Here is a 489-nt window from a genome sequence, read left to right as displayed (position 1 = left end):
TTGACGTATGCCGCGCGCCGCAGGTTCGCGGCACACCCGCGCGTTCCGCGAGGGAACTCGACATACAGACGAAGCGGGGCTGTTCGTCCGCATTTTATAATTGCCCAGCCGCGGGACGGGTTTGAGCAGGCGCGTTTCAAAACCGTCCGGTTTTAACTCATGCTTGTTCGATTATAAATCAAAACAGGACAGTTTCGCGCCCGCTATGGACGTGTTTTTGCCTTGTTTAGACGGATATGCGCCCTCCGGTTGCCGCGCCGCCTCTATGCGGGGTTCTTTCAAAGAATTCGGACGCACGGCTGCCGCCGGGAGCGACGCATATCCGCCCGTCGGTTTTGTGCGCATGTGCGACAGACGGGCGCACCGTGCGCCGATATGCCATTCCGGCGCGGTTTACCAGATTTCGTCGCTGTTTTCGACGCCACGTATCGAGCGTATGCCGAAATAGTCGGCGATAGAATTATTCGGCCACTTGCCGGGGTCGGTAGT

At 58.3% G+C, this 489-nt stretch carries 1 protein-coding gene; it reads right to left on the bottom strand.

The window, feature by feature from the left end; all coding sequences use genetic code 11:
- Window positions 1-171: 171 nt before the first annotated feature.
- On the bottom strand, window positions 172-345 hold the full coding sequence (locus AWU74_RS12140; protein ID WP_162481843.1) for a hypothetical protein: 174 nt from the start codon (window positions 343-345) through the stop codon (window positions 172-174).
- Window positions 346-489: the final 144 nt, after the last annotated feature.

The organism is Treponema endosymbiont of Eucomonympha sp., from assembly GCF_001028545.1.
Note: the sequence above shows the minus strand (reverse complement) of the source record. Positions and strands in the feature narration are given on the sequence as shown.

Bases quoted from the DNA above. Each gene is read 5' to 3' on its own strand.
- AWU74_RS12140 (WP_162481843.1), bottom strand. From the start codon at position 345: ATGCGCACAAAACCGACGGGCGGATATGCGTCGCTCCCGGCGGCAGCC.